Source organism: Vagococcus sp. QWL-13, from assembly GCF_058683555.1.
On record NZ_CM178746.1, the window covers coordinates 1,303,379 to 1,326,728 of the forward strand.

General features: G+C 40.0%; 25 protein-coding genes, 1 riboswitch and 1 other annotated feature. Of the genes, 23 read left to right on the forward strand and 2 right to left on the reverse strand.

The window, feature by feature from the left end; genetic code table 11:
- Positions 1-82: 82 nt before the first annotated feature.
- From AC4PHI_RS06015 to AC4PHI_RS06075, 13 genes are all read left to right on the forward strand, one after another.
- Positions 83-1,075 (forward strand): aspartate-semialdehyde dehydrogenase, encoded by a 993-nt coding sequence (locus AC4PHI_RS06015; RefSeq protein ID WP_492201400.1) that lies wholly within the window; start codon positions 83-85, stop codon positions 1,073-1,075.
- Between the two features lie 45 nt (positions 1,076-1,120).
- Positions 1,121-1,423, forward strand: coding sequence for a Dabb family protein (locus tag AC4PHI_RS06020; RefSeq protein ID WP_492201401.1), 303 nt, complete (start codon positions 1,121-1,123; stop codon positions 1,421-1,423).
- Positions 1,424-1,454: 31 nt separating this feature from the next.
- On the forward strand, positions 1,455-2,561 hold the full coding sequence (locus tag AC4PHI_RS06025; protein ID WP_492201402.1) for an amidohydrolase: 1,107 nt from the start codon (positions 1,455-1,457) through the stop codon (positions 2,559-2,561).
- A gap of 370 nt (positions 2,562-2,931) precedes the next feature.
- Complete coding sequence (locus tag AC4PHI_RS06030; protein ID WP_492201403.1) at positions 2,932-3,519, forward strand: GNAT family N-acetyltransferase; 588 nt, start codon at positions 2,932-2,934, stop codon at positions 3,517-3,519.
- A gap of 90 nt (positions 3,520-3,609) precedes the next feature.
- Positions 3,610-4,182: a YdcF family protein gene (locus AC4PHI_RS06035; protein ID WP_492201404.1), complete on the forward strand. Its 573-nt coding sequence runs from the start codon at positions 3,610-3,612 to the stop codon at positions 4,180-4,182.
- Between the two features lie 204 nt (positions 4,183-4,386).
- A complete protein-coding gene (locus AC4PHI_RS06040) occupies positions 4,387-4,956 on the forward strand; it encodes a thymidine kinase (protein ID WP_492201405.1) in 570 nt (189 codons plus the stop codon).
- A 217-nt stretch (positions 4,957-5,173) separates the two neighbouring features.
- Positions 5,174-6,247: a peptide chain release factor 1 gene (gene prfA / locus AC4PHI_RS06045; RefSeq protein ID WP_492201406.1), complete on the forward strand. Its 1,074-nt coding sequence runs from the start codon at positions 5,174-5,176 to the stop codon at positions 6,245-6,247.
- A complete protein-coding gene (gene prmC, locus AC4PHI_RS06050) occupies positions 6,240-7,079 on the forward strand; it encodes a peptide chain release factor N(5)-glutamine methyltransferase (RefSeq protein ID WP_492201407.1) in 840 nt (279 codons plus the stop codon). The genes prfA and prmC overlap by 8 nt, the downstream gene beginning before the upstream one ends.
- Positions 7,080-7,114: 35 nt before the next feature.
- Complete coding sequence (locus AC4PHI_RS06055) at positions 7,115-8,149, forward strand: L-threonylcarbamoyladenylate synthase (RefSeq protein WP_492201408.1); 1,035 nt, start codon at positions 7,115-7,117, stop codon at positions 8,147-8,149.
- 41 nt (positions 8,150-8,190) lie between these two features.
- Positions 8,191-9,429: a serine hydroxymethyltransferase gene (gene glyA, locus AC4PHI_RS06060; protein WP_492201409.1), complete on the forward strand. Its 1,239-nt coding sequence runs from the start codon at positions 8,191-8,193 to the stop codon at positions 9,427-9,429.
- Positions 9,430-9,578: 149 nt separating this feature from the next.
- Positions 9,579-10,208, forward strand: a complete 630-nt coding sequence (upp, locus tag AC4PHI_RS06065) for a uracil phosphoribosyltransferase (RefSeq protein ID WP_492201410.1) — start codon at positions 9,579-9,581, stop codon at positions 10,206-10,208.
- 88 nt (positions 10,209-10,296) lie between these two features.
- Positions 10,297-10,399: riboswitch (guanidine-I (ykkC/yxkD leader) on the forward strand.
- Between the two features lie 46 nt (positions 10,400-10,445).
- Positions 10,446-10,787 (forward strand): DMT family transporter, encoded by a 342-nt coding sequence (locus AC4PHI_RS06070; protein WP_492201548.1) that lies wholly within the window; start codon positions 10,446-10,448, stop codon positions 10,785-10,787.
- Positions 10,788-11,102, forward strand: a complete 315-nt coding sequence (locus tag AC4PHI_RS06075) for a DMT family transporter (RefSeq protein ID WP_492201411.1) — start codon at positions 10,788-10,790, stop codon at positions 11,100-11,102.
- A gap of 149 nt (positions 11,103-11,251) precedes the next feature.
- Here AC4PHI_RS06075 and AC4PHI_RS06080 read toward each other — a convergent pair whose 3' ends face one another.
- Positions 11,252-11,479 (reverse strand): hypothetical protein, encoded by a 228-nt coding sequence (locus AC4PHI_RS06080; RefSeq protein ID WP_492201412.1) that lies wholly within the window; start codon positions 11,477-11,479, stop codon positions 11,252-11,254.
- 280 nt (positions 11,480-11,759) lie between these two features.
- Between AC4PHI_RS06080 and AC4PHI_RS06085 the strand changes: the two genes are divergently transcribed.
- The 9 genes from AC4PHI_RS06085 to AC4PHI_RS06125 all read left to right on the forward strand — a co-directional run bounded on the left by AC4PHI_RS06085 (position 11,760) and on the right by AC4PHI_RS06125 (position 20,380).
- On the forward strand, positions 11,760-12,587 hold the full coding sequence (locus tag AC4PHI_RS06085; RefSeq protein ID WP_492201413.1) for a hypothetical protein: 828 nt from the start codon (positions 11,760-11,762) through the stop codon (positions 12,585-12,587).
- Between the two features lie 102 nt (positions 12,588-12,689).
- Positions 12,690-13,862 carry an FtsW/RodA/SpoVE family cell cycle protein gene (locus AC4PHI_RS06090; RefSeq protein ID WP_492201414.1) on the forward strand — a complete coding sequence of 391 codons (1,173 nt, stop codon included), beginning with the start codon at positions 12,690-12,692 and terminating at the stop codon, positions 13,860-13,862.
- Between the two features lie 115 nt (positions 13,863-13,977).
- Complete coding sequence (locus AC4PHI_RS06095) at positions 13,978-14,328, forward strand: arsenate reductase family protein (RefSeq protein ID WP_492201415.1); 351 nt, start codon at positions 13,978-13,980, stop codon at positions 14,326-14,328.
- 15 nt (positions 14,329-14,343) lie between these two features.
- Positions 14,344-14,676 (forward strand): glycine cleavage system H family protein, encoded by a 333-nt coding sequence (locus AC4PHI_RS06100; protein ID WP_492201416.1) that lies wholly within the window; start codon positions 14,344-14,346, stop codon positions 14,674-14,676.
- Between the two features lie 54 nt (positions 14,677-14,730).
- Positions 14,731-14,984, forward strand: a binding site (T-box leader).
- Positions 14,985-15,100: 116 nt separating this feature from the next.
- Complete coding sequence (locus AC4PHI_RS06105; protein ID WP_492201417.1) at positions 15,101-16,138, forward strand: methionine ABC transporter ATP-binding protein; 1,038 nt, start codon at positions 15,101-15,103, stop codon at positions 16,136-16,138.
- The gene (locus tag AC4PHI_RS06110; RefSeq protein WP_492201418.1) at positions 16,128-16,817 is read left to right on the forward strand and encodes an ABC transporter permease subunit; all 690 of its coding nucleotides are present in this window, start codon (positions 16,128-16,130) and stop codon (positions 16,815-16,817) included. Before AC4PHI_RS06105 ends, AC4PHI_RS06110 begins: the two co-directional genes overlap by 11 nt.
- 21 nt (positions 16,818-16,838) lie before the next feature.
- The gene (locus AC4PHI_RS06115) at positions 16,839-17,675 is read left to right on the forward strand and encodes a MetQ/NlpA family ABC transporter substrate-binding protein (RefSeq protein ID WP_492201419.1); all 837 of its coding nucleotides are present in this window, start codon (positions 16,839-16,841) and stop codon (positions 17,673-17,675) included.
- 307 nt (positions 17,676-17,982) lie between these two features.
- The gene (locus tag AC4PHI_RS06120; protein WP_492201420.1) at positions 17,983-18,369 is read left to right on the forward strand and encodes a DUF1033 family protein; all 387 of its coding nucleotides are present in this window, start codon (positions 17,983-17,985) and stop codon (positions 18,367-18,369) included.
- Positions 18,290-20,380 (forward strand): DNA topoisomerase 3, encoded by a 2,091-nt coding sequence (locus AC4PHI_RS06125; protein WP_492201421.1) that lies wholly within the window; start codon positions 18,290-18,292, stop codon positions 20,378-20,380. Before AC4PHI_RS06120 ends, AC4PHI_RS06125 begins: the two co-directional genes overlap by 80 nt.
- A gap of 195 nt (positions 20,381-20,575) precedes the next feature.
- Here AC4PHI_RS06125 and AC4PHI_RS06130 read toward each other — a convergent pair whose 3' ends face one another.
- Positions 20,576-20,725, reverse strand: a complete 150-nt coding sequence (locus tag AC4PHI_RS06130; protein ID WP_492201422.1) for a copper homeostasis protein CutC — start codon at positions 20,723-20,725, stop codon at positions 20,576-20,578.
- A gap of 121 nt (positions 20,726-20,846) precedes the next feature.
- Between AC4PHI_RS06130 and AC4PHI_RS06135 the strand changes: the two genes are divergently transcribed.
- Positions 20,847-23,195, forward strand: coding sequence for a DNA translocase FtsK (locus AC4PHI_RS06135; protein WP_492201423.1), 2,349 nt, complete (start codon positions 20,847-20,849; stop codon positions 23,193-23,195).
- Positions 23,196-23,350: the final 155 nt, after the last annotated feature.

Here is a 23,350-nt window from a genome sequence, read left to right on the forward strand (position 1 = left end):
TGCTGATCTAAGGATCAGAGGAATAAATCAGAATAATCAGAGATGCATAAGGCATCAAAAGAATGATAAAGGGTGGAAGTAGATGAAAAAATATCATGTATGTATTGTAGGAGCAACTGGGGCTGTCGGTCAAACGTTTTTGAAAGTTTTAGACGAGTATGATTTTCCCTTGGCCTCCTTGAAACTTTTGGCTTCAAAACGAAGTGCAGGAAAAACTTTTGAATTCAAAGGACAGGAATTAGTCGTTGAGGAATTGACTGAAGAATCTTTTTCAGGGGTGGATTTAGCATTATTTAGTGCAGGGGGAAGTATTGCAGAAAAGTTTGCTCCTATTGCTGTCAAAGCAGGTGCTAAAGTCATTGACAATTCAAGTATGTTCCGTGAAGACCCAACAATCCCTCTGGTAGTCCCTGAGGTGAATTTCAGCGATGTGACAGGACATTCGTTGATCGCAAATCCAAACTGTTCTACGATTCAAGCAGTGTTACCGCTGAAAGCCTTGCATGAAAAGTTTGGTTTGACTCGCGTAAGTTATGCAACCTATCAAGCTGTCAGCGGCAGCGGACAAAATGGGATTAATGATTTGCTGGAAACCAGAAAAGGAAAAGAGCCAGCCTTTTATCCTCATAATATAACTGAAACATGTATCCCGGAAATCGATGTTTTCCTTGATGACGGTTATACAAAAGAAGAAATGAAAATGATTAATGAAACCAAAAAAATGCTCCACACACCGGATTTGCCTATAAGTGCTACCTGTGTCAGAGTGCCTGTGCTTAACGGACATGGTGTCAGTATTTCTGTAGAGTTGGAAAAAAGCTTTGAGTTGGATCAAGTCAGAGAAATTTTAAAAAATTTCGAGGGGATTAAATTAGTGGACGACGGCCCTAACCATCTTTATCCGGTATCAACGTTAGCTAACGGTACCGATGATGTGTTTGTAGGTCGGATACGCCGTGATCTTGCAGCTGACAACGGTCTGCTGCTGTACTGTGTGGCTGATAATATCCGTAAGGGAGCTGCCGGCAACGCTGCTCAAATTGCATTGAAAATGGCACAACAAGAGTTGATTTAATCAATAGTTGTTTGTATCAGAAATAATTAGGTTAGGAGTTTTCAAATGATTCGGCATATTGTAGCCTGGAATTTCAAAAGAGAGTTTTCTGACGAGGAAAAACTAGCCAATGCACGTAAAATAAAATTAGCTGTGGAACAGTTAAGCACTGCTATCCCCGGTATTATTTCTATTGAGGTAGAGATTTCCCTGCTTCAATCAAGTACCCATGACCTTATGCTAAATGGGTTGTATGAAAACGAAAAAGCTTTAGCTGACTATCAGACTCATCCAGAGCACTTGCGTGTGGCCGAGTTTATCAAGGAAGTGACAACTGATCGAGTATGTCTTGATTTCTTTGTGGGATAGCGGTCTTTAAAGCAGGAGCAGGAAATATTCTGTGAGAAAAGCAGGTGATAAAGTGTTAGAACAATATCGACGGGAACTCCATTTGATCCCTGAAATTGGATTTCAGGAATTTGAAACAAAAGCATATCTCTATGACCATATGAAAAAAACGTCGGGTATATTGCACGAAGTAGGAGAAACTGGAATAATTATTTTCTATGATAACGGAAAAGAGAAGACAATCGGGTTTCGAACGGATATTGACGGCTTGCCTATTATGGAGGAAACCGACCACGATTTTGTTTCCCAGCATCCGGGATTTATGCACGCCTGTGGACACGACGGTCACATGGCGATGGTTTTAGGAATATTTGACTACTTAGAAAAGTATGTCCATAAATTAGATAAAAACATTGTTTTGGTTTTTCAGCCCTCGGAAGAAGCTTTGGGCGGATCTCAAAGCATCATTAATTCAGGTTTGCTTCAGAAATACGGAGTATCGGAGTTTTATGGTTTTCATTTATGGCCGGGACTGCCAAAGGGAAGTATTTTTTCGAGAAGCAAGGCATTGATGTCCCAAGCTTCCGATGTGAATATTACAGTCCATGGAAAAGCGATTCATGTTGCGGACAGCGGCAAAAGTGTAGATGCATTACAGGTTGCCTGCCGTTTGCTGAATGATATTTATAATTATGAACAAACCATTGATCCTGCAATCGATCATCTGTTGAAATTTGGTCAGATGGGCGCGGGAACTGTCAGAAATGTAATCGCCAGTGAAGTTAATGTTTATGGAACACTGCGTTCTTATGACAATCACTTTCATCAGGAAATGAAAAGTGCACTTAAAAAAATTGTTGAAAAAAATGAAGAAACATTTGAATGCCGTATAACACTTGAGTATAGAGATGGATGTGATGCCGTGATTAACGATAGAAAATTATTTTCAAAGTTATCAGAGACACTTCATATTCAGACACTAGAAAAACCGGTGATGCAATCTGAAGATTTTGGCAATTACACGTCATTAATCCCATCTGTTTTTTCATTTCTAGGTGTTGGGAACACTCCCTCCCTTCATGAATCAACCTTTGATTTTGATTCCCAAGTATTGTATAAGGGACTGGATTTTTATAAAAAGATCCTGTATTTGGAATAGGCAGCAGTTAAGTAACAAGATTTACTTAAATCACAGTTTGACTGACGAAATATTTGAAAAAAATATACATAAAGTACTCTTACCAGCCGTCTTGACGGTTGGTAAGGGTGTTTTTGGGTATCAGTGATTCATGATAGAGATGACGCTTTCCTTTTAACTATGGTAACAAGGTCTTATCATTCGAATGGAAAAGTCTGAAACGTATTTATGAAAATTTATCAGCAAGTTTTTAAATATCTTCTCAAAAGAAGATTTATTGCTTGATGTTGTTAATAGATTTTAAAATTCAGAAAACAAATTCAAATTATCATTTGAAATCAAGGTTTGTTATAATAGCTGTAAAGAATACTTTTCGTAGGAGGTTGGGATAATGACATTGAAATCAATTGAAAATGGAGATCTGCTTTTGCGTCCTGTTGATAGTGCTGATTTATCAGATATATGGCGTCGTGCCTATGACACGGACGAGCCCCAGTGGATGAAATGGAACGGTCCTTATTTCAACGAACCTAAATACAGTTTGGAGCAATTCACATATTTGATTGGGCCTTCTTGGGTGGAAAGTCCAAAAACTTATCTAGTTTTATTTCAAAATAAAATCATAGGTGCGGTTTCATGGGAGTGGGAGGACGGCGAACTAGAAAAATGGCTGGAGTTTGGCGTCGTCATATTTGTTCACGAATATTGGAATCAGGGACTAGGGACAGAAATTTGCCGGTTGTGGATCCATCATATTTTTTCTACACAACCCGATTTAATCAAACTTGGATTTACTACTTGGTCAGGCAATCACCGTATGGTAAAAATCGGCAAGAAATTAAATCTGGCGTTGGAAGCTAATATTCGCAAGGTAAGATACTATGAGGGAGAGTATTTTGATTCGGTCAGTTTTGGTCTTTTACGGGAAGAGTGGCTGAACAGTGATATCTTTAATGACCTTTTTGAAAAAAACCGCTGATACCTTTTTTTATAAAAACTTAACTGGACCTTGAGGACGAGTCCCTTCATAATTTAATCAAAGAATTACTCAGAGGAGATGGTATCTGAAGTGAAATTGTTTAAAAGAATCCTTGTGTTGATGTTGGGAATAGGTATTGTGTATGCAACGACTCTTTTTTATTTGATTCATACTGGTAAAAATACCCAACCGGCTTCAAATGCGGATACTTTGCTGATTCTAGGTGCGCAGGTAAAAGGTGATCCGGCTTACCCAAGTGCTTCGTTAAAAGAACGACTGGATGAAAGTCTTATCTATCTTGCAGAAAATCCTGACACTGAAGTGGTTGTTTGTGGCGGACAGGGAGCCGACGAGTCTGATACTGAAGCCAATGTCATGGCGGCTTATTTGGAAACTAAGGGCATCAGTGGGGAAAGAATCATAAAAGAAGGAACATCTACAAGGACAAAAGAAAATATTCAGAATGCCATGAACAAGAAAGATTTAGGCAGCGTTGTGATCTGCACGAGTGATTTTCATCAGTACCGTGCTTTGCTGCTAGGAAAACGTCTGGGATTAGAAAAAGTTACGGGCTTGCCGGCCAAATCAGATAATTCTGCCACATTCAAGATGAATGTGAGAGAAATTGCAGCTTTAGGTTACGGTCTGATTTTTGACTGGTAAATGTTGGAAACATGAAAAATAACGATTGACAAGTCGTCCCTGGATTGTCAGCCGTTATTTTTTTGTTTATCAGATTTTGTCCCATGATTGATCAGGAGTCTAATAAAAGTTGGCAAGAACATTTTATTTTCCAAATAAGATGATTTTTACCGGGTTTTCCGTTATACTATTTGGGGAAGAAAATAATAAAGTAGGTTTTGGAAAATGGCTCAATTATTTTTTAAGTACGGTACTATGAATAGTGGGAAAACTATTGAAATTTTGAAAGTGGCCCACAATTATGAAGAACAAAATAAACCGGTGATTCTTATGACCAGCGGCCTGGACACGCGGGATGGCGTAGGTGTGATTTCCAGCAGGATTGGTCTTTCGAGAGAAGCCATACCGATTTTCAGCGAGACCAATGTCTACGAAAAAATCAAGGAGCTGTCTTTCCAGCCATACTGTGTGCTGATTGACGAGTCTCAATTTTTAGAAAAACACCATGTTCTCGAATTGGCACAAGTTGTAGATGAACTTGATATACCGGTGATGGCTTTTGGTTTAAAAAATGATTTTCGCAATGAACTTTTTGAAGGATCCAAGTATTTACTGCTCTATGCGGAAAAAATTGAAGAATTAAAAACCATCTGCTGGTTTTGCCATAAAAAAGCAACGATGAACTTACGGGTGATGGACGGTAAACCTGTCTTTCACGGCAAACAAGTTCATATTGGGGGCAACGAATCATATTTTCCTGTTTGCAGAAAACACTATAAGGACCCAAAATTGTAACTGGGCACTGACAGAATATAAAATAAGCAAAGAAATTTTTTGAAATTAGAAAAGCATCTTCAAAAGCAGTTGAAATCACATAATATCCCATATTTTCGATTTCAAACGAGATAACACGATAGTGGCAGATGGAATGCTTAAAGAAATGAAAAGATGTTTTCATGAGTTCAGAAGATAAGAAAACAATCTCAAGGATGAAAAGAAGAGGAGAAGATACATGTTTGATCAATTACAAGCGGTTGAGGACCGTTATGAGGAATTAGGTGAGCTGCTAAGCGACCCGGAAGTTATTTCTGACAATCGTAGATTCATGGAATTGTCGAAAGAAGAGGCGAACACACGGGAAACAGTAGAAGTGTACCGCCGTTATAAAGAAGTTATGCAAGGAATTGCAGATGCAGAAGAAATGCTGGCTGAAAATCTTGAAGATGAGCTGGCAGAGTTGGCAAAAGAAGAGCTGTATGAATTAAAAGATGAAAAAGAAGAACTGGAAGAAAAAATAAAAATATTGTTGTTGCCGCAAGACCCTAACGATGATAAAAACATCATCATGGAAATCCGTGGCGCTGCAGGGGGGGACGAAGCCCAGTTGTTTGCAGGGGATTTGCTTGAGATGTATCAAAGCTATGCCCAATCTCAAGGCTGGCGTTTTGAAATATTGGAAGCCAACGTGACAGGAATCGGCGGTTATAAAGAAGTTATAGCTATGATTACCGGAAATAATGTGTATTCTAAATTAAAATATGAAAATGGTGCCCACCGTGTACAGCGTGTGCCGACGACAGAGTCTCAAGGAAGAGTCCACACGTCTACAGCTACAGTTGTAGTACTTCCTGAAGCAGAAGAAGTTGAAATGGAATTGGATGAAAAAGATATCCGAGTAGATATCTATCATGCCAGCGGTGCAGGAGGACAGCACGTCAATAAGACCGCCTCAGCCGTCCGTTTGACCCACGAGCCTACTGGTATCGTGGTTGCCATGCAGGACCAGCGTTCACAATTACAAAATAGGGAAAAAGCAATGCAAATATTGCGCGCCCGGATATATGACCAGCTTCAACAGGAAGCTCAAAGCGAGTACGATGCCAATCGTAAATCTGCGGTCGGAACAGGAGACCGTTCTGAGAGAATCAGAACGTATAATTTCCCTCAAAATCGTGTGACCGATCACCGTATCGGCTTGACTATTCAACAGTTGGACAGGATTTTATCTGGTGAATTAGATGATATTATTGATGCTTTAATCATCTACGACCAAACCCAAAAATTGGAGCAGATGCAGAATGGATAGTAAGACTTATGGGGAGGCCCTCTATTGGGCTTCTTCTTTTTTAACGGAAAGAAAAAAGGAACGGGAAGCAGCGGAATATTTGATGCGCGGCCGTTTAGACTGGGAAAAAACCGAACTGGTCATGAAGTTGAGAAAACCGATTCCTAAAGAAGTATTACAGCAATTTGAAAATGACATTTATGAATTTGCAATGGATAAACCGGCCCAGTATATTATCGGACATGAATTTTTTTATGGTGAAAAATTTAAAGTGACTGAAGATACATTGATTCCGAGACCGGAAACGGAGGAACTGGTGGCATTGATTTTACGTGAAAACGGCAGACGAGATCAGCTGACAGTGGTGGATGTAGGAACGGGAACAGGTGTGATTGCTCTCACATTGAAACGATTGAAACCTGAATGGCGGGTAATCGCCATAGATGTGTCGGAGGAAGCTTTGAAGGTAGCACAAGAAAATGCTGAGAGACAAAAATTAGCAATCGATTTTAGATTGGGTGATTTGCTGGCACCGGTAATGGATGAAGAAGTTGATTTGATTGTTTCCAATCCGCCATACATCAGCGTAGATGAATGGGAAGAGATGGATGAGAGTGTCCGTAAGTATGAGCCTAAAACAGCTTTATTTGCAGAAAATCAAGGACTGGACTTTTACGAACGTTTAGTGCAGGAAATCCCGCAAGTCCTTGCGGTTGATGGTAGAGTGTATTTTGAGTACGGCTATAAGCAGGCCCGAGCTATTCAGCAGATGTATCAGACGGCTTTCCCCACTAAAAAAGTTCTGGTCCATAAAGATTTGAGCGGTCACGACCGAATGTTGGAAATGAAATAAAAATTTTAAGTTTAATGATAATAGAGGCGAGAAAAATGAGTGAGAAAAAATGGCAGGCACCACAGCTGCATCAGGCAGTCATGGCGTTATTAAAAGGGGAATTAGTTGCCTTTCCAACTGAGACAGTCTATGGGTTGGGGGCTGATGCGACTAATCCTGAAGCAGTAAAAAAAGTGTTTAAAGCTAAAGGACGTCCGACTGATAATCCCCTGATCGTCCATGTAGCATCAAAAGAAGAAGTGGATTATTACGCTCAGGGGATTACTTTAGATGCGAAAAAAATCATGGCCGCCTTTTGGCCAGGACCGCTAACTTTGATTTTTGATATCAAACCTGCTGCTTTTGATTCTGTTGTTACCGGCGGCTTGACCACCGCTGCTTTTCGGATGCCTGACAATCAGCTGACTTTGTCATTGATTCAAAAAACAGGTCGGCCGCTGGTCGGTCCAAGTGCCAATATTTCCGGTAGACCAAGTCCGACCACAGCTGATCATGTCTTACATGACTTGGAAGACAAAATTGCCGGCGTTTTGGACGATGGTCCTACAAAAGTCGGTGTTGAATCTACCGTCCTGGATATGACTGTCGTACCTCCGATGATTTTACGTCCCGGAGCGGTGACAAAAGAAGATTTGGAAGAAGTGATTGGCAAGGTAGCGGTGGACGGTTCACTCAACGGGACAGCAGATATACCTAAGTCTCCCGGAATGAAGTACAAACACTATGCTCCGGAAGTCCCCGTGTATATGATTGATGCGCAAAAACAAAATTGGCAAGAAGCCGTCAAGTGGGCGGAAGAACAAGGTATGAGGATCGGCTTGTTAGGCTCTAAGGCACGTTTGAAACCTTTTGTTGGGAGAAAGCTGACGATGTTTTATTTAAGCGAGGAAAGCGACGTTACGGAAAGTATGCGGCGGTTATTTTCCGGTTTGCGTTCATTAGATGAAACAACTCCGAAACTAGACATTATTTTCGTGGAAACCTTTTCTGATGAAGGAAAAGGACTTGCGTACATGAATCGTCTTAAAAAAGCGGCAAATCAAAAATATTTTTCAACCTTACAAACGTAATATGATACAATCAGAGTATTAACTACAAGGGAGTGCAAGCCATGAGTTTTAAAAAACAAGACCCAGTGTTATGGGAAGCAATTGCAAATGAAAAGAATAGACAAGAACATAATATCGAGCTGATCGCTTCGGAGAACTTTGTTTCGGAGGCTGTGATGGCAGCCCAAGGAAGCGTTCTGACCAATAAATATGCTGAAGGCTACCCGGGAAGAAGATATTATGGCGGGTGTGAGTTTGTTGACATCGTAGAGAATTTAGCCATCGAAAGAGCAAAAGAATTATTCAATGCTAAATTTGCTAATGTTCAACCTCATTCAGGTTCACAGGCTAATACAGCAGCCTATCTAAGTTTAATCGAACCGGGAGATACGGTTTTAGGGATGGATTTAACTCATGGAGGGCATTTAACTCACGGTTCAGCAGTTAACTTCAGCGGCAAATCATATAATTTCCGTCCATACGGAGTGGACCCGGTAACAGAAGTGATCGATTATGACGTGGTGATGATAAAAGCCCGTGAAGTCCAGCCAAAACTAATTGTGGCAGGTGCCAGTGCCTATGGCCGGATGCTTGATTTCAAAAAATTCAGGGAAATCGCAGATGCTGTAGGTGCAAAATTAATGGTGGATATGGCCCATATTGCTGGTCTTGTTGCCGCCGGACTTCATCAAAATCCAGTGGAATATGCTGATATCGTGACTTCTACTACACATAAAACTTTACGCGGCCCCCGCGGCGGACTGATTTTAACGAACGACGAAGGGTTAGCTAAAAAAATCAACAGCAATATTTTCCCTGGGATTCAAGGAGGACCTTTAGAGCATGTCATTGCGGCCAAGGCGGTCTGCTTCCATGAAGCTCTTGACGAGGACTTCAAGGATTATCAGGAGCAGGTGATAGAGAATGCCAAAGCGATGGCAAAAGTCTTTAATCGTTCTGCCAATGCCCGTTTAGTCAGCGGAGACGTGGATAACCATCTTCTGCTTATCGAAGTGACAGACTATGGTTTGACCGGCAAGCAAGCTGAGGAGATTCTTGACGACGTGAACATCACGGTCAATAAAAATACGATTCCTTTTGAGGTGCTGAGTCCGTTCCAAACAAGCGGAATCCGAATCGGAACACCGGCGGTAACAACAAGAGGAATGCGTGAAGCTAATGTGACTCGAGTAGCTGAATTAATCAATGAGGCGCTTTCAAATTATCAAGATGAAAACAAGTTGTCGAATATTCGCAAAGAAGTTCGTGCTATCACTGAAAAGTTTCCATTATATTCTTAAAAAAACGCAAGATTGACTAGTCAATCTTGCGTTTTTGCTTTACAATAGATAAGAGTAAAATTTAAATTTCGCTTCTATTTCTAAAAGTTGATTGGGGACACATCTGGAAAATAGCAGGCGTCAAACTTATATGAAAGAGGAGAATCGATATGGGAAAATTTCAAGTAATGGATCATCCATTGATTCAACACAAATTAACGATTATTCGTGATAAGCATTGCGGAACTAAAGTTTTTCGTGAGGTTGTGAATGAAATAGCAATGCTGATGGCTTACGAAGTTTCAAGGGACATGCCTTTAGAAGCAGTCGAAGTTGAAACGCCAATGGGAAAAACAACTCAAAGAACACTTTCAGGAAAGAAAGTTGCCATTATTCCGATTCTTCGTGCCGGTATTGGGATGGTTGACGGGATGTTAGAATTGATTCCTGCTGCAAAAGTTGGGCATATCGGCATGTACCGAGATCATGAAACCTTGGAACCGGTAGAGTATTTTGTAAAATTGCCGTCTGATATTGAAACACGTCAGCTATTTGTGGTGGATCCGATGCTGGCTACCGGCGGATCAGCTATTTTGGCAGTAGATGCATTGAAAAAACGCGGCGGCACTAACATCAAATTTGTTTGTCTTGTGGCAGCACCTGAGGGAGTGAAAGCCTTGCAAGAGGCCCATCCTGATGTGGATATTATTACTGCCGGACTGGATGAGGGCTTGGATGAGAACGGCTATATCGTTCCAGGTCTTGGCGATGCTGGAGATCGTTTATTCGGGACAAAATAAAGCACTTGAAGGACATAATGTAAGAATTTTCTAACATTGGTTGGTTTTTTATTGATTTATATTGCCACTCTATTATAATAGAATGGTCTGAAAGATTTTCTAGGGTTCCGCATCTTAAACATAGATGGTCTGGTCCGAGAGAAAACGCGTAAAAGATTTACGTACCACGGAGGGATAAAAGCCTGGGAGAATATTGTTGAAAGACAATATTTCTCCGGGCTTTTTTATATGGAAAGGATGAATCATGTGAATACGTACTGGTTAAAAATTATTATTGCAGCAATATTTGAAGTTGGCTGGGTGATTGGTTTAAAACATTCCGTTTCGGTTTTTCACTGGCTGATGACATTGATTGCCATCTTTATCAGCTTCTATTTATTGATTACTGCCACGCAAAAGTTGCCTGTAGGAACTGCTTATGCCGTTTTTGTTGGCCTAGGTACTACAGGAACGGTGATAATGGACACTTTTTTGTTTGGTGCTCCCTTGTCCCTGGCCAAAGTTTTATTTATCGGTCTGCTTTTAGCAGGTGTGGTAGGATTGAAAATGTTGACGGATCAGCAGAAGGAGGGGAAATAGATGGCTTGGATATATTTGATTTTCGCTGGGTTATTTGAAATGGTTGGTGTGTCGCTGATAAATTATTTTAACGTGAAAAAAAATCTCTTATCCGTTATCTACTTGTTTATTGGTTTCGGCATCAGTTTTTATTTGCTGAATTTGGCCATGAATGAGATTACTATGGGGACAGCCTATGCTATCTGGACTGGTATCGGTGCTTCCGGCGGGGCGATTATGGGAATGTTTGTGTACGGTGAGGAAAAGAGTTGGCAGAGGATCGCTTGTTTGCTGCTGATTATCGGCGCAGCGGTAGGATTAAAAGTAATTTCTTAAATTAAAATTCTGAATAAAAATCGGCAAAATAATACCGAACAATGATATGCTCAAAAGCATGGTCGTTGTTCGGTTTGTTTATTTTAATAGGTCGTTGGGTTTAAATGATATTGCGGTAAATGGCGATTGAAGCTCTAAAAAAGAATTTATCAGTTAATGAGTGTCAAATCTTTATAACTAACGACCACCATTCCTTGAGTTTGAAAAATAAGGTCTCGATTTTCAACAGTTTCTTCAATTTCAATGATTGCAGAGTTTATTTTTTGTTTAATAACAGTTCCTGTTTCAATCTCATTATGAATCAAAAATTGAACTCTAGTGTCAGGCAAAAACTGTTTTCCATCTTGACTAATGTCTTTATTTGCAGAATAAAACATGCTTTTTTTCCACCTTCCTGTATAAACATGCATAAAATAACCGTCCATCGTTTATATTATAACATATTTTGAACGGAAACACACGTTTGCAAAGCCATAGCCTTGGGAGTGACAGTCGTCAACGAGGGCTTTTTGTAGTAAAATGATTTTGAAGTACAATTATAAGCTGGGATAATTTTTATGTTTATCGGTTATCAGTTTTGACATTAGTTGACAAGACGGTCTGTTAGAAGGCCGTCAATTAATAATAAAAATTTTTATGATAAGGTTGGAAGCACTAATGAAAGATATTTTTCAGCATAGTCTGATTGTTAGCGGCACTTTATTATTATTTTCTATTTATATTATAACATTCACTCCTTTTCCGATTTTAGAATATTATCAGCAAAATCAAAGGGAGGATTCTTTTTCTTTGTCAACAGAAGTTGAAGAAGGATTAGTCGTGAAGAAAGACATTGTCTACGACCAATCCACTTTTCATACCCATTATTTGAGAGCAGTCTATCAGAAGGGTCGGTCTCAGCTGCTGCCCATCGTATATTATCACCCGCTGGGAAGTTCAGAAACAAACTGGCTTGAAACAGAAGGCATGGAGTTGGCACGCCAAGGGTATCTGGTAGCAGAACTCAGGGAAGGGACCAGTAACGATTATTCATCTGAGAAGACAGGGGAACGTTTGGCTAAGGTTCAAGAAGCGATGCAGACTCTTGCAACTGAAAATCATAGTACGCTGGCATCCTTTACTTGGGTCAGTGAAGGTATTGGAAGTTTGGTTGTTTCCAATTATTTGCTGGCTTCGAAACAAAAAAACGATGTTGCCCATTTTGTGAACCCTTATTTTTCATTCGAAGATATGAAAAATAATTCTGTTACAACAGGAGATTATTTGGCTGCGGTGAAGTATGAACAGGCTTACGGAGCAAGAGGACTTGGTAGATTTGAAACTGCCGATAAAAAAAATATGAAGAAAATCTGTTTTTATACCACAGAGGATTTTCCGGGAAGAAATGATTTGGAGGTCCATCTGAAAAAAATAGCTTTTGATAAAGAGATTTTTAAACTGGAACAAGTGCCTATTGCCAGCGATGTGATTTTACAAAATCATTGACGATGTTAAAAATCATTAAAAATAAGTGGCAGGAGTGTTTTTTGCAAACTATTTTTTGTATAATGATTTGTATAATGAAGATTAATAGAAAAGAGTATATGAATGAATAAAAAAACGATCGACTTAGATAATCGAATAGATTACGGTATCATCCTGCCTGTGTTTGTTTTGTGTCTGGTCGGGCTGGCGGCCCAGTATGTGGCTTTAAGTGTCAATCCGATAAAGCAAGATGTGACTTCCCAGATGTTTAAAAATGTCTTGTGGCTGGCGCTTGGGGTGGTAGCCATTGCGGTATTAATGCAATTCACATCTAAATTATGGTGGAAACTGTCTGCGCTTTTTTATGGATTAGGGTTGATTTTGATGGTTTTACCATTGTATTTTTCTGACCCGCGAGTTGTCGCGCTGACCGGATCGAAGAACTGGGTATATTTTGGCAGTCTTTCTTTTCAACCTTCAGAGCTGATGAAGATTGCTTATATTTTAATTTTGGCCTTTATCGTGACCCAACATAATCTTCAGGAAGAACATACAATCAAAAGGGACTTTATACTGATTGGAAAAATGATTGCAGTGACGATTCCCATCGCTGTGCTGTTGCGGTTTCAGCATGACTTTGGAACCTTGCTGGTATTTTTTGCAATTTTTTCCGGGGTATTCTTGATGTCAGGGGTGTCTTGGAAAATATTGTTGCCGTCGATTGCTATTGCTGTTTTGCTGGTCGTCGGTGTGATTTATGCCGTCACCACTGAAACTGGACGGGAATTTTTGCAAAGATTAGGAGTGAAGCAATATCAGCTGCTCCGGATTGATTCTTGGCAAAACCCTTTCCATGACCCTACCGGAAACTCTTATCAGCAGGCACAAGCATTAACAGCTATCGGCTCGGGAGGGTTGATAGGAAAAGGTTTTAACGTATCAGAGGTGGAAATTCCTGTAAGAGAATCTGATATGATTTTTACGGTGATTGCTGAAAATTTTGGTTTTATCGGAAGTGTTTTTGTTATTTTTATGTATTTTCTTTTGATTTACCGGATGATCCGTGTCTGTTTTGATACGAATAATGAATTTTACACTTATATTGCCACAGGAATCATCATGATGATTTTATTCCATGTTTTTGAAAATATCGGAGCCAATATCGGGCTTTTGCCGCTGACAGGAATCCCGCTGCCTTTCATCAGTCAAGGGGGGTCTGCTTTGCTGGGGAACATGATCGGTATAGGCATCATCCTTTCCATGAGATTTCAGCAGGAAGATTATTTAAATACGTAATTATTTTTTGAGTTGTGTGATTTGAAATTCCTTTGTTTTTTGTCTCAGCATGTCTTAAAACTAAAGACATTCTATGATATACTGAATGCTGACTAATTAGAAATGAGGGAGACAGATGATTAATTTTTATTGGTACGAAAAATGTTCTACGTGCAAACGGGCAAAAGCTTGGCTGGATCAGCATCAAGTAGAATATCAATTGATAGATTTGATCAATGACACACCTACAAAAGAGCAATTTGTAAAGTGGATGGAAGAAACCGAAATTCCTATTCATAAATTTTTCAATACTTCGGGAATCATTTACCGAAAAGAAAATTTAAAAGAAGTTGTTTATTCGTTATCGAAAGAAGAAGCGGCAGAAAAACTGTGTGAGCGGGGCATGCTAGTCAAACGTCCAATTTTGGAAAACGGCAGTCAGTTGTTTCTTGGTTTTAAAGAAGCCGAATATGAAACACTGCTGTAATTTGGAGGAAAGCTTATGAAAAAGAAAACATCAGGTAAGTACCTATGGATTGCTAAAAAGGATCAGAACTACCGCCTAGGTTTGACAAACGAGGGACAAGATGAGCTAGGGAGCATTACTTTTGTTTCACTGCCTAAAGTGGGGAGTCTATTAGTCAAAGACGAAGCTTTTGCTGATGTGGAAGCTGAAAAAGCGGTGACTGAGCTATTAAGTCCTCTAAACGGTACTGTGGTAGAAATTAATGAAAAAGCAGTTGATGAGCCGTCAGTGTTGGACAGTGAAGACGAAAACGAGGCGTGGCTGTTAGTTATGACCGAAGTTTCTGAGGACGATTTTCAAGCACTTTAAGAAATTAGTTGACAATCAGAAAAAACACTGCTAGAATAACAATCAAATTTAAAAATAAATGCTTTGAAAAGAAAAGTACATATCAGGAAAGTTTAAAGAGAATCCCCAGTTGGTGAGAAGGGATAGCCGGAAAGTTATGGAAAATGGTCTTTGAGCAGAATGGATGAGCTGTAACAGTCAGTCCATTACGAACACACTCGTTAACGTGTCACAGTATTAAAAGTTTTTCTTGCGTACTGGAAGAGGTTACTTTTGTGAGAAAGTAACAAATAAAGGTGGTAACACGAAGCAACGCTTTCGTCCTTATTTCATTAGAAATAGGACGGAAGCTTTTTTATTTTCAAAAAAAAAGGACAGTTTTTCTTCTGATGAATCAAAAGTCTATGACAAAAGGTTCAGAAGATGAGAGTTTGGAGGGAACGCAATGTCGCTTATTAGCTTAAAAAAAGTATCAAAAAAGTTTGAAGTTAAGAACGATACGATTTTAGCAGTGGATCAAGTGGATTTTACCGTTAACGAAGGAGAAATATTTGGGATCGTTGGTTACTCAGGTGCGGGGAAAAGTACACTGCTGCGATTGCTCAATGGTTTGGAAAAGACAACTGAAGGCAAATTGACAGTCAATCAGCAAGAAATAGCTCATTTGAAAACAAAAGAATTAAGACAGTTTCGTAAGGATATCGGCATGATTTTTCAACATTTTAATTTATTATGGTCACGGACTGTTTTGGAAAACATCATGCTCCCTCTGGAATTGGCCAAGGTTCCTGCCGATCAGCGTCGTGAACGGGCAGAGGAATTGCTCCATCTTGTGGGATTGAAAGGAAGAGGGTCAGCTTATCCCGGACAACTTTCAGGAGGACAAAAGCAACGTGTGGGTATTGCCCGTGCTTTAGCCAACCATCCAAAAATTTTGTTATGTGATGAGGCTACCAGCGCACTGGACCCTCAAACCACTGACGAAGTGTTGCAGCTGTTGAAACAAATCAATCAGGAATTAGGTGTGACCATTGTCTTGATTACCCACGAGATGCACGTGATTCGCAAAATTTGTCATAAAGTTGCCGTGATGGAAGACGGGAAAATCGTTGAGCAAGGCAGTGTCATGGAGGTTTTCAGTCATCCCCAAGAGGAAGTTACTAAACGTTTTGTACAGCAAGAAACCTTTCCCGAAGTGGTGGAAGACAATACTTTGGATTATTTCAGCAAAAATTATACTCAAGGAAAAATCGCTCAGCTGACTTTCAGGGGAGAAAAATCCAAACATCCGATTTTATCCCAGGTTATCAAGGAATTCGATGTGGATATCAACGTGATTCAAGGACAGATACAGGAAATAAATCATTCTTCCTTCGGCACACTAATCGTGGAATTAACCGGCGCTGAAGAAGAAATCAAAGCGGCACTCGATAGATTTATCCATGAAGGTGTTGGTGTGGAGGTGGTTGAAGATGAACAATAAAGGCTTTAAAGAAACCTATTTTAATTTTTCTAACTTGAACACTGAAAAATTTAAAATAGCAACTCAGGAAACTTTGATGATGACAATTATCTCTATGGTACTGGTAGTGATTTTGGGACTTATTTTAGGCCTGATTTTATATAGTCTGGCAAAGAGCGATAAGAAATCATCACGAATTTTATATTCTGTCGTGTCGATTCTCAGCAATATATTCCGCTCCATCCCATTTATTATTTTGATTCTGCTTTTGATTCCATTTACCAAAGCTTTGTTGGGAACTTTTTTAGGTGCAAAAGCTGCAATTCCCGCATTGGTGATTTCCGCAACACCATTTTATGCCAGATTGGTAGAGATTGCTTTTAGAGAAGTCGATGAAGGTGTGTTGGAGGCTGCTGATGCGATGGGCGCCAACAAGCTGGAAATCGTATGGAAGATTTTGCTGGCTGAAAGCAGGCCGGCGTTGATTTCAGGAATCACTGTCACCACTATCACGATGATTGGTTTCACTGCAATGGCGGGAGCAGTAGGGGGAGGAGGGCTAGGTCAATTGGCCTATTACCAGGGCTATATGCAGGGAGATTTGACAACCACTTTGTTTGCGACGATTTTGATTTTAGTGATTGTTTTTATTATTCAGTGGATTGGTGATTTATTAGTAACGAAAGTTGATAAAAGATAAAACTATTTAGGAGGAAGCAAAATGAAGAAAAAATTATTGAGTGTTTTAGGTATTGGGGTTTTGGCCCTTAGTTTAGCTGCTTGCGGAAATTCAGGAACGCCAAAAGAGGAAGAAAAAGCAGATACTAAAGTTTTGAAAGTGGGCGCCAGCCCAACTCCTCATGCAGAAATTTTGGAGCATATCAAACCAAAACTTGAAGAAGAAGGCATTGAATTAGAAATAGTCGAGTTTCAAGATTATGTCTTGCCGAACAAAACTTTAGCTGAAGGAGAAATCGATGCGAACTATTTCCAGCATATACCTTTCTTTGAGGAAGCCAAGGCTGAAAACGGCTATGATTTTGTGAATGCCGGTAATATTCATATCGAATTAATGGCTTTTTATTCTCAAACTGTCAAAGATATTAAAGATTTAAAAGATGGTGCCACAATACTGGTCAGCAACTCAAAAACTGACTGGGGCCGCAACATCGCTATCCTTCAAGAAGCTGGTCTAGTGAAAATAAAAGACGGTGTGGATGTTAAGACCGCCACTTTTGACGACATTGTAGAAAATCCGAAAAACTTAGTCTTTAAATCTGATGTCAATGCTGAGCTGCTGACTACCGCTTATCAAAATGATGAAGCAGATTTGATTGCAATCAATGCCAATTTTGCCGGAACGATTGATTTGGCTCCAGAAAAAGATGGTGTCATCGTAGAAAGCGACAATGCTCCTTATGCGAATCTAGTAGCTGTCCGTTCAGAAGATAAAGATGATGAGAGAATCAAAAAGCTAGTGGATGCCCTTCATGATTCAGAAACTCAAAAGTGGATCGAAGAAAAATGGAATGGAAAAATCAAACCAGTCACAAAATAAATTCCAGCAAGAGACTGAGTGATAAACAGTTTCAAAACTAAAGTAGATAAACTTATAATTAAAAATCCCATAAAACCGCTGTTTTGGCAAAGTGGTTTTATGGGATTTTTTCTAGTTTGAGACTTTCCGCTCTGGCTTTTTTTCAATTTTGCGCATCATTTCTGCCGACTATTTTCATTGACCTAAAACAATCACCATCCACTGAAGAAGCCCAATGCTGTGAGAGTATCAGTCGGAAAACTTGCATTAACCCTTGATTAATTTTAAACTAGTCTTAAACCAAACTAGATGTCGAGGGTGATAGAGAATGTACCAGGTAATAAAAATCTATGGGGAAAATGAACCTTGGTGGTTTTTTGAAGATTGGGAGAAAGATATTATTGAGAAAAAAGAATTTGCCGATTTTAATCAAGCAAAAGAATGTTTTGCAAAAATATTTTGCGAATTAAGAAATGCCAATGATCATGTCAATGAAAAACCGGGTTTTCTGACTGCCTTTTGGCGGGAAGGGAATACTCATTTTTGTGAAGAATGTGACGACGAGGTCCAATTATTTCACGGTTTAATGCTCTTGAAAAACAACCAAAAAATGGTTCTTGATGGAAAGGATAACAATGAAGCAATTAATTATAGCGGAAAAGCCAAGTGTTGCCAGAGATTTAGCCAAAGTCCTCGGCGCGACTCAGAAAAATAAAAATTATATTGAAGGAAAAAACGTTATTGTGACTTGGGCGCTGGGTCACTTATTGACGTTGAAAATGCCGGAAGATTATAAAAAAGAATGGCGCGAGTGGCAGCTTGAGACTTTGCCGATGATCCCTAAACATGTGGGAATCAAGCCGCTGCCAAAAACCACGGGTCAGCTAAAAGCTATCCAAAGGCTTGCACAGCGTAAAGACATCAAGGAAGCGGTGGTTGCCACAGATGCCGGAAGAGAAGGGGAACTGGTAGCCAGATGGATACTTGAATATGTTCGTTTCAACAAACCGGTCAAGCGGTTGTGGATCTCATCTCAAACCACTAAAGCAATTAAAGACGGTTTTAAAAAATTACAACCCAGTGAAAAATATGATAATTTATATGAATCAGCTGTTGCCCGTTCAGAAGCGGATTGGCTGGTGGGATTAAATGTGACACGGGCCCTGACAGTCAAATATGAAGACAGTTTATCAGCCGGGCGTGTTCAGACACCCACATTGGCGATGGTCCGTGAGCAAGAAAAACAAATTGAAACATTCAAGCCCCAACAGTATTATACTATTGAGGGAACGGTCAAAGGTTTAAAAGGGAGAGTGCAAATACAACCTGTTCACTCCCTAAAAAATTATGAAGACGCAGAGAAGATTGTCAAGGCGCTGCAAACTGCCAAAGGAAAAGTAGTTAAAGTGGCGGAAAAACGTAAGACTGAAGCTGCACCGTTGCCTTATGACTTAACGGAAATCCAGCGGGAGGCTAATCAAAGGTACAATTACTCCGCCAAAAAGACATTGTCTATCGTTCAAAGACTGTATGAGGTTCATAAAATTGTTTCCTATCCGAGAACAGATTCTAAATATTTAACTTCTGATATGGCAGCGACGATGAAAGAAAGGGTACACGCTGTCGCAAGTTATTTTCCCGAAGAAGCCAAAAAAATATTGCGTAACGGCGCACAAGTGCAGCAGAAAAATGTTTTTCAAGATGCTAAAGTCACAGACCACCATGGCTTGATACCAACGGAGCAGACACCTCGAAGCGAAAAGATGGACCAAGAGGAGCACCGAATCTATCAGCTGATTACAGAACGATTTTTAGGGTTGTTCCAAGGACCTCACATCGTTAAGCAGCAAAAAGTGGAAGTAGTTTTTTTAGACAAAAAAATCAATCTGGTTCAAACGCAGGTGGTGGCACCGGGATGGAAAGTGACAACAGAGCAAGAGAGCTCGACAGCATCTGTTGAGTTTAATGAAGGGGAGACGGTCTCTGCCAGTTTCGAAATAAAAAAAGAAGTCACTTCACCTCCAAGTCCTTTGAATGAAGGAACGTTGCTGGCAAAGATGGAGAAACATAATCTAGGCACACCGGCGACCCGGGCAGAGATTATCGAGCGATTAATCAGTTCCGAACTGATGGAGCGGCATCAAAATCGGTTGATAGTGACACCAAAAGGAAAACAGCTGCTTCAACTGGTGAACCCTTCTCTAGTGTCTCCTGAGTTGACAGAAAAGTGGGAGAAACAGCTGGAAGAAATTGCAAAAGGCAAGTTGAAGCGCCAGACATTTATTCGGACTATTGAAAAAGATACCGCCCGCCTCGTTAGTGAAATCAAACAGAGCGAGCAGAAATATACGGATTTCTCTATCACAGAGAAAAAATGTCCGGAGTGTGGCGAAAAACTTCGTGAAAAAAATACCCGTCAAGGAAAAATTTATGTTTGCACCAATTCGGAATGCAGCTACTCAAGACGTAAAGATCCAAAGGTTTCGAATAAAAGATGCCCTCAATGCCATCGGAAAATGGAAATTCATTCTGGAAAAAATGGCGACTTTTTCCGCTGCAAGTATTGTGTGATTACTGAAAAAGTTGGAACGAAGCAGGATCGAAAGAAAAAAATGACTAAGTATGAGGAAAAGAAACTATTGAAAAAATACAGTCAGCCCCAGGAACCGGAAGAAAGTCCATTGGCGGCTGCACTAAAAGCAGCAATGGAAGGAAATAAAAAGTAGCAGAAGGACTGACCCTTAGCAGTTTTTAAATCTGAAATAAAAATTTTATAAAATAAAACCCCTATGAAATCAATGTTTTAGAAAAGTGATTTCATGGGGGTTTCCATGTCAAGACTTTGAGGTCAGCATCTGTCACATAAAGGTTGATTTTAGCAATTTATGAGCATCTTTTAATAATGGGAAAAATTTTATTTGTTAATGAGCATCAAATGCAACGATTTTTGTCCCGTGTACTTCGCGGACATTCAGGTTTTCAACTACATGCTGATAATTTTCGTGAGTTATCCCGCCGCCGGGCATTATTTTGATTCTTCTATTTGCAATGCAACAAACCCAATCATCCAATCCTTTGTTTTTTTGGATGTATTTCTAGTAATTTAGTGTATAATAAATAAGGAAGTAAAGGCAGTCACCTAACAAGTATATTTTGACGAGCCGGAACTTTAGGGCATATAGGAGGGTTTTAATGGCGAAGAAAAAGAAAAAAAAGAAAATGACTAAAAAACAGCAAGCTAAGCAGGAAAAACTCACCTTTCTTTTGATTGGTTTAGCATTTATTTTATTTGGCTTATTTGGAGCGCTTAAGCTTGGGTTTTTAGGCATGCTTATCGGGAATGTCTTTCGATTACTAGTGGGAGACACTTTTCGTTTTTTCGGTGTCCTCTTAATGGTTTATGGATTCATCTTGATGATTATGGGGAAAGACATTCGCTTTAAAAATCCAAAATTATTTTATGGCGGACTGTTAGTTTATCTCTCTGTTTTAATATTCCTGCATGCATGGCTGTTTAAAGGAGCAGTATCAGAAGAAACAAATATCATAAGCATGACTTGGGAAAAGCTTCTCGCAGATGTCCGTTTGAATACGATTAAGCAACCTGTTGGCGGCGGAATGATTGGGGGAGTTTTATACAGTGTGACTTACTTTTTAGTTGCACAGTTGGGGACTTATATCATTGCCAGTCTGCTGGCGGTTTTTGGGTTGGTATTGCTTTTTAATCTCAAATTGGAGCAATTTGCTAATTTTGGACAAAAATTCAAGGAATATATGAAAAATAGTGCAGCAAAACGTCAGGAAAAAACTGAAGCCAAAAGAATCAAAAAAGCTGAGGAGATGGCGGCACTAGAAGAGCAACAGAAAGAAGCAGAACGCAATCAAGTGCGAAAATTGACACCGGGGGAAGAACTGGCAAAGGAAAATTTGCAGAAAGATTTTTCGGAAGAACCGGGAGAAACAGAACAGTTGTCTTTGGAAATCGACAGCTATCAGCGCACTTTTAAAAATAAAACAATGCAAGAAGATGAAATGCCGCAAGAAGAGGATGAGAGTTTAGAGTTCGAGATCCCGCAGGAAATTGAAAACCGGGACTATCAGCTGCCGCCTTCTTCATTGTTGAATGAAATTCCGATGACTGACCAAAGTGCCGAGTACGCCGCCATTCAAACGAATGTTGACACTTTAGAAAGAACATTTAACAGCTTTGGAGTAGATGCAAAAGTTGTCAAAGCGAGTTTAGGACCTTCAGTAACAAAATATGAAATTCAACCGGCAGTCGGCGTAAAGGTCAGCAAGATTGTCAGCCTTGCTGATGATATCGCCCTGGCTTTGGCAGCCAAGGATATCCGTATGGAAGCACCGATTCCGGGAAAATCTTTGATTGGTATTGAAGTACCCAATGGCACCGTAAGTACGGTATCTTTTCGTGATATTGTAGAATCCCAAGTAAAAGATGATGATAAACTATTGGAAGTCCCTCTAGGCAGAGATATTTCCGGTCAGGTTATTTCGGCGGACTTGTCTAAAATGCCTCATCTTTTAATAGCCGGGTCCACCGGAAGCGGAAAGTCTGTTTGTATCAACGGAATCATTACAAGTATTTTAATGAGAGCGAAACCTCATGAAGTAAAATTAATGATGATTGATCCAAAAATGGTAGAATTGAATGTTTATAACGGTATCCCTCATCTGTTGACACCTGTTGTGACCAATCCTCGTAAAGCGTCCCAAGCTTTACAGAAAGTCGTTCAGGAAATGGAAAAACGTTATGAGTTGTTTGCAGCTACCGGCGTCAGGAATATGACCGGTTATAATCAGTTAATAATCAGGCACAACATGGAAGATGGTGAGAATCGCCCGGTCCTGCCATATATCGTTGTGATTGTTGATGAATTGGCAGATTTGATGATGGTTGCCAGCAATGAGGTGGAAGATGCTATTACTCGTCTTGCACAGATGGCAAGGGCAGCAGGAATCCATATGATTTTAGCAACACAGCGTCCCAGTGTGGATGTCATCACAGGAATTATTAAGGCAAATGTTCCGTCACGGATTGCGTTTGCTGTTTCAAGCGGCACGGATTCAAGGACGATTATTGACAGCAACGGGGCTGAAAAACTTCTTGGCAGAGGGGATATGCTGTTCCTGCCAATGGGGGAAAATAAACCTATCCGCGTGCAGGGAGCATTTATTTCCGATTCAGAAGTGGAAGATGTTGTCACTTATGTTACGGATCAGCAAGGAGCTGACTATCAGGAAGACATGATGCCTAGTGAAGAACCCCAGACTTCTAACGGTGCTTCACAGGACGAGTTGTATGATGAAGCGGTAGCCATGATTTCAGAGTTGGAAACGGCAAGTATTTCCATGTTACAGCGGCGTTTCAGAATCGGTTATAATCGTGCGGCCCGGTTGATTGATGAAATGGAGGCACATGGTGTGGTAGGTCCTTCAGAGGGCAGTAAACCGAGAAAAGTTTTAATTGCGGCTTTATCGTCTGAAGACGTTGACGCAGAGTTTGATGGGCAAGACAGATAAAAAAAGACTAATATTGTTATCTATTCATTTAATCTCAACACATAAAAACTGGGAAATTCTTCTCAGTTTTTTTATATGACAACAGCAACGTACAAAAGTTAAATAAGTGTAAAAAATAACAGCGGGAGATTCTTTTTAAAAGGAAAGTGATTTAT